Annotated in this window: 4 protein-coding genes, 1 tRNA gene and 1 pseudogene; 5 read left to right on the top strand and 1 reads right to left on the bottom strand. The window is 59.1% G+C overall.

Going from position 1 to position 4,180, the window contains the following annotated elements; translation table 11 throughout:
* Nucleotides 1–255 (top strand): annotated as a pseudogene (locus Q0M35_RS17745) (integrase); the annotation flags it as partial.
* Between the two features lie 68 nt (nucleotides 256–323).
* Here Q0M35_RS17745 and Q0M35_RS17740 read toward each other — a convergent pair.
* Nucleotides 324–397: transfer RNA gene (locus Q0M35_RS17740), tRNA-Cys, on the bottom strand.
* 147 nt (nucleotides 398–544) lie between these two features.
* Between Q0M35_RS17740 and Q0M35_RS17735 the strand changes: the two genes are divergently transcribed.
* From Q0M35_RS17735 to Q0M35_RS17720, 4 genes are all read left to right on the top strand, one after another.
* Nucleotides 545–1,198 (top strand): protein-L-isoaspartate O-methyltransferase, encoded by a 654-nt coding sequence (locus Q0M35_RS17735; RefSeq protein ID WP_295317585.1) that lies wholly within the window; start codon nucleotides 545–547, stop codon nucleotides 1,196–1,198.
* Nucleotides 1,199–1,257: 59 nt separating this feature from the next.
* Complete coding sequence (locus Q0M35_RS17730; protein ID WP_295317584.1) at nucleotides 1,258–2,700, top strand: TolC family outer membrane protein; 1,443 nt, start codon at nucleotides 1,258–1,260, stop codon at nucleotides 2,698–2,700.
* Nucleotides 2,701–2,770: 70 nt separating this feature from the next.
* The gene (locus Q0M35_RS17725) at nucleotides 2,771–3,673 is read left to right on the top strand and encodes a hypothetical protein (RefSeq protein WP_295317583.1); all 903 of its coding nucleotides are present in this window, start codon (nucleotides 2,771–2,773) and stop codon (nucleotides 3,671–3,673) included.
* A gap of 123 nt (nucleotides 3,674–3,796) precedes the next feature.
* Entirely contained in the window at nucleotides 3,797–3,970 is a 174-nt protein-coding gene (locus tag Q0M35_RS17720; protein ID WP_295317582.1) for a hypothetical protein, read from the top strand.
* Nucleotides 3,971–4,180: the final 210 nt, after the last annotated feature.

Below are 4,180 nucleotides of genomic sequence, written 5' to 3'. Positions count from 1 at the left end.
GCGGAGGAGATGCGCAAGGTCAAGGCGACTATGGAGCATCACGAAGCGGCAAAATATGTCACTCACGGGCTGCGCAAGAACGCGACTATCGAACTTTATCAGTCAGGTTGTGATGACGAGATGGTTAAGGCCGTCACTGGGCATTCTGGCGCTGAAATGCTCAAGAAATACGGAGGAATGATCCGCCAGCGGGAACTGGCAACGCGGGCGCAGGAGGCCCGGAATCGCTTTGAACAGAACAAGAAGGAAACGTGAATGTTTCAACGCTTGTTTCAAAAACCAACTAAATGGAGTTAAAGCATGACGCAAGTCATTGAAAATACTGGAGGCGAGTGCGAGAATCGAACTCGCGTACACGGATTTGCAATCCGCTGCGTAACCACTCCGCCAACTCGCCGCCGGTGGTGCTCGCTAGGAGGTAGCCGATTAAACTTCCTGCTGCAAGTGGCGTGGAATATCAAATTTCGAGGGCTGAGGCGTTGCCGCAGGCGCACAACTGTGCGACACCTGAAACAACGCTATCTGAACGGATGAGTTTAGACACATGACTGATTTCGCAGCCCGCCGTACAATGATGGTCGACACACAGGTCCGGCCTTCCGATGTGACAAAATTTCCTATCATTGATGCAATGCTCACCGTGCGCCGGGAAGACTTTGTCCCGTCCGGGAAACGTGAAGCCGCGTATATGGGGGAGAACCTGCCGCTTGATAAAAACCGGGTGATCCTTGAGCCCAGAACGCTGGCCAAGATGCTGGATTCGCTTGATATCGCGAACGGCGAGCTGGTGCTCGATATCGGCGCGGGGCTCGGATATTCTTCTGCCGTAATCGCGCGGATGGCCGAAGCGGTGGTGGCTGTGGAAGAAGATGAAGACTTTGCGCGCGATGCCCAGGATGCACTGACCGAGGCGGGAGCGGATAATGTGATCCTTCACACCGGGCCGCTGCGGGAGGGGGCTGCGCAGCACGGACCCTATGACGTGGTCCTGATCCAGGGCGGTATTTCCGAGCTTCCGGCGGTAATCGCGGAGCAGGTCAAAGACGGCGGACGCATTGCTGCTTTGTTTATGGAAAATGCCCTCGGAGAAGTTCGTATCGGGCGCAAACAGAACGGCCAGATCTCTTGGCGGATGGCCTTTAATGCTTCTGCGCCGGTTTTGCCGGGCTTTGCGCGCGCGCCCGCATTCGAACTTTGATGCGGGCGATGTCGCAGAATGCGAGGGTCACAGGCTCACGGAAACCGGGGTAGAGAAAAATGGTAAAGCAGAGAGTTACGGCGCCGCGCGGCAGAATGTTCCGGGGGCTCGCTCTTGGCATTTGTCTTCTTGCAGGGACCGTTGCCGCGCCACTGCGCGCGGAGACGCTCGCTGATGCGCTGGTTGGCGCCTATAACAACAGCGGCCTGCTCGATCAGAACCGTGCCCTGCTCAGGGCGGCGGATGAAGACGTTGCAACCGCTGCTGCTGCTCTGAAACCCATTCTGAACTATACTGCCTCCGTCCAGCGAAATTTCGGAGATGTGCGCAGCACGTCTCCCTTTGGCCTCGTGTCGACCAGCTCACTGAGCTCGTCCAACCTGAGTGCCGGCCTCGTCGCAGAATTGCTGCTCTACGACTTCGGCGCGACGCAACTGGGGGTCGAAGCTGCCAAGGAAACGGTGCTGGCAACCCGTCAGCAACTGATCAGCATCGAGCAGAGTGTCCTGCTGCGCGCCGTTTCGGCCTATCTCAGCGTTCTGGCCACGCGGGAATTTGTGTCACTGCGGCAGAATAACCTGCGGCTGCTGACCCAGGAGCTGCGCGCCGCACAGGACCGTTTCGAAGTGGGCGAGGTCACACGGACTGACGTGGCACAGGCCGAAGCACAGTTGGCAGGTGCCCGCAGCGGTCTTGCGACGGCGCAGGGCGATCTGCTGACCGCCATCGAGGAATACCGCAATGTGGTCGGGCGTACGCCTGACAATCTGCGGCCACCGCCCGCGCTGCCGGCGCTTCAGTCCGATGTCGAAGAGGCCCGCGCACTTGCCGTACGCGTACATCCGGATCTGCTGGCTGCACAATATGCTGTTGCCGCGGCTGAGCTGAACATTCTGCGCGCGCGGGCGGCCGTGAAACCGTCGCTGCGCGCCAGCGGTTCACTGTCGGTTCAGGATGATCTGAGCAGCAGCGACTACACGAACTCAGGCAGCATCGGCATTACATTGTCCGGTCCGATCTATCAGGGCGGCGCTATCGATTCCTCGATCCGCCGTGCGATTGCCGCGCGGGATGCCCAGCGGGGCAATCTTCTGGAAGTGCGCAAACAGATCTCGCAGGACGTAGGCGTGGCTTACGCGCAGCTCTCAGCGCAGCGCGCGAGCCTTGCGTCTACGGATGAACGGATCCGGGCGGCTGATATTGCCTTCAACGGGGTACGGGAAGAAGCGCAACTCGGCGCGCGAACCACACTTGACGTCCTCGACGCAGAACAGGAACTGCTGGATGCGCGCACATCGCGGGTCTCGGCTCAGGCCAATCTCTATGTCGCTGCATATGCTGTTTTGCGGGCTACAGGGCGACTGACGGCGCGTGACCTCAATCTTGATGTGCAGCTCTATGACCCCGCCGCCTATTACAATCTCGTAAAAGACGCCCCCGTCGCGCGTTCACCGCAAGGTCAAAAGCTGGACCGGGTTCTGCGCTCTCTGCAAAAAAACTGACATTTTAATCTACCCATTGTGCGAACACGTCCTGAGCACTACAATATGAGTGGGTAAGAGTGGTATTGAGATGTCGAAACCAGTGACGAATTCGCAGGTGGAGGACGTGCTGTCGTCCATCAGGAGGCTTGTAAGCGACAACAAGAAAAACAGTGCTTCTGCGGGTGTACTGCCGGTGCAGGATAAACTTGTGCTCACACCACAGCTTCGTGTTTCCGAAGACAGCTCTGAACCGCAGGCAGAAATCGCAGATACAGACGGCGCGCCGGCAGGTGCAGCACCTGATACAGGAGATCTCCGCAGCCAGGTTTCCCATGAGAATATAGCGGAAGAGTCCCCTCGTGACGCGCTGCTGCAGTTGTCGCCCGAGATGGCGGAAGATGCCCTCGAAGGCTTTGACCCCACTGAAGAACCCGTGCCTGACAAGGCTGCTGAACAGGAAACGGGTGGTGACGGCGGATTTGTCTTTACCCGGCGACACGCCCCGACATCTTACGCCCGTGCACCGCAAGAGACCGGGGCAGATGCCGACGAAGGGCCGCCGGATATATCGGGGCTCTCCCGGGCATCAGAAGCCAAAGCCAGATCACATCTTTCCGAAAAAATCGCAGCACTGGAAACTGCCATTGCCCGCACAGCGGATCAGTGGGAGCCGGACGGCAATGGTCGCGATGCTTATGCCGGGACCAGGGCACCGACGATGGAGTGGCGGGACGGTGTTTCTTTTGATGGCAAGGGGGCACCTTTGTCCGAAGACGATCTGACCGAGCCGGTCGCGACTGTCGATGACGAGGCAGATGTGCCCTGGGTAGAAGAGGATCAGATCATCGACGAGGCAGCGTTACGCCTTCTGGTCGGCGATATTGTCCGGTCTGAACTGCAGGGCGAACTGGGCGAGCGCATCACGCGGAATGTGCGCCGCCTGGTACATCGTGAGATAATGCGAGCCCTTGCGGCGCACGATCTCGACTGAGCAGATCTGCACAGATAGCACCTGAATATCCCGGTGCTCAGAAGTCACGTACCGGACAATTGAGGGCTTTCAGGCGCTTTGCGTTGTGCGCAGACTGACGGCGGGTCTCAGGGGAACGTCCTGATGAACACGCCTGCTCGTCTGCTTTCAGGGGCTGCCGCGATGGCGCGCAGTGGTGACCGCCGGATCGTTCCTGCTGTGCTGGCAGGGGCACTGTTGGCCGACTTGACGCTCTGTCTCATGGCCGGCGGGGCGTTTTATTTCTTTGCCATCCCGCCGCGCATGGTTTTCGATTAGCTTTACTTTTCCCAAGGCTGGCAGACGATTTTTGCGATCGGCAAATCCTTCATTGTCTGGGGGGGGCCTTGCCATGCTGGCGCTCTGGCACCGCAGCGCGTGAGCGACAGCCATGGCGGGGGCCGCGCTGTTGCATTTGTGCCTCGGCTTTCCGTTGCATCATGACGACGGACGGGCGCATTTCTGGCCGCTCTCCGGGTGGGTATAAGA

The sequence above is a fragment of the Roseobacter sp. genome (assembly GCF_024639605.1).
Taxonomy (GTDB): domain Bacteria; phylum Pseudomonadota; class Alphaproteobacteria; order Rhodobacterales; family Rhodobacteraceae; genus Roseobacter.
The sequence above is the reverse complement of the archived record's forward strand: the minus strand, read 5'-3'. Positions and strand labels throughout refer to the sequence as shown.

What these genes read in the sequence shown, in the direction of transcription:
- Q0M35_RS17735 (WP_295317585.1), top strand. Translation starts at nt 545, where the DNA reads ATGACTGATTTCGCAGCCCGCCGTACAATGATGGTCGACACACAGGTC.
- Q0M35_RS17720 (WP_295317582.1), top strand. Translation starts at nt 3,797, where the DNA reads ATGAACACGCCTGCTCGTCTGCTTTCAGGGGCTGCCGCGATGGCGCGC.
- Q0M35_RS17730 (WP_295317584.1), top strand. Translation starts at nt 1,258, where the DNA reads ATGGTAAAGCAGAGAGTTACGGCGCCGCGCGGCAGAATGTTCCGGGGG.
- Q0M35_RS17725 (WP_295317583.1), top strand. Translation starts at nt 2,771, where the DNA reads ATGTCGAAACCAGTGACGAATTCGCAGGTGGAGGACGTGCTGTCGTCC.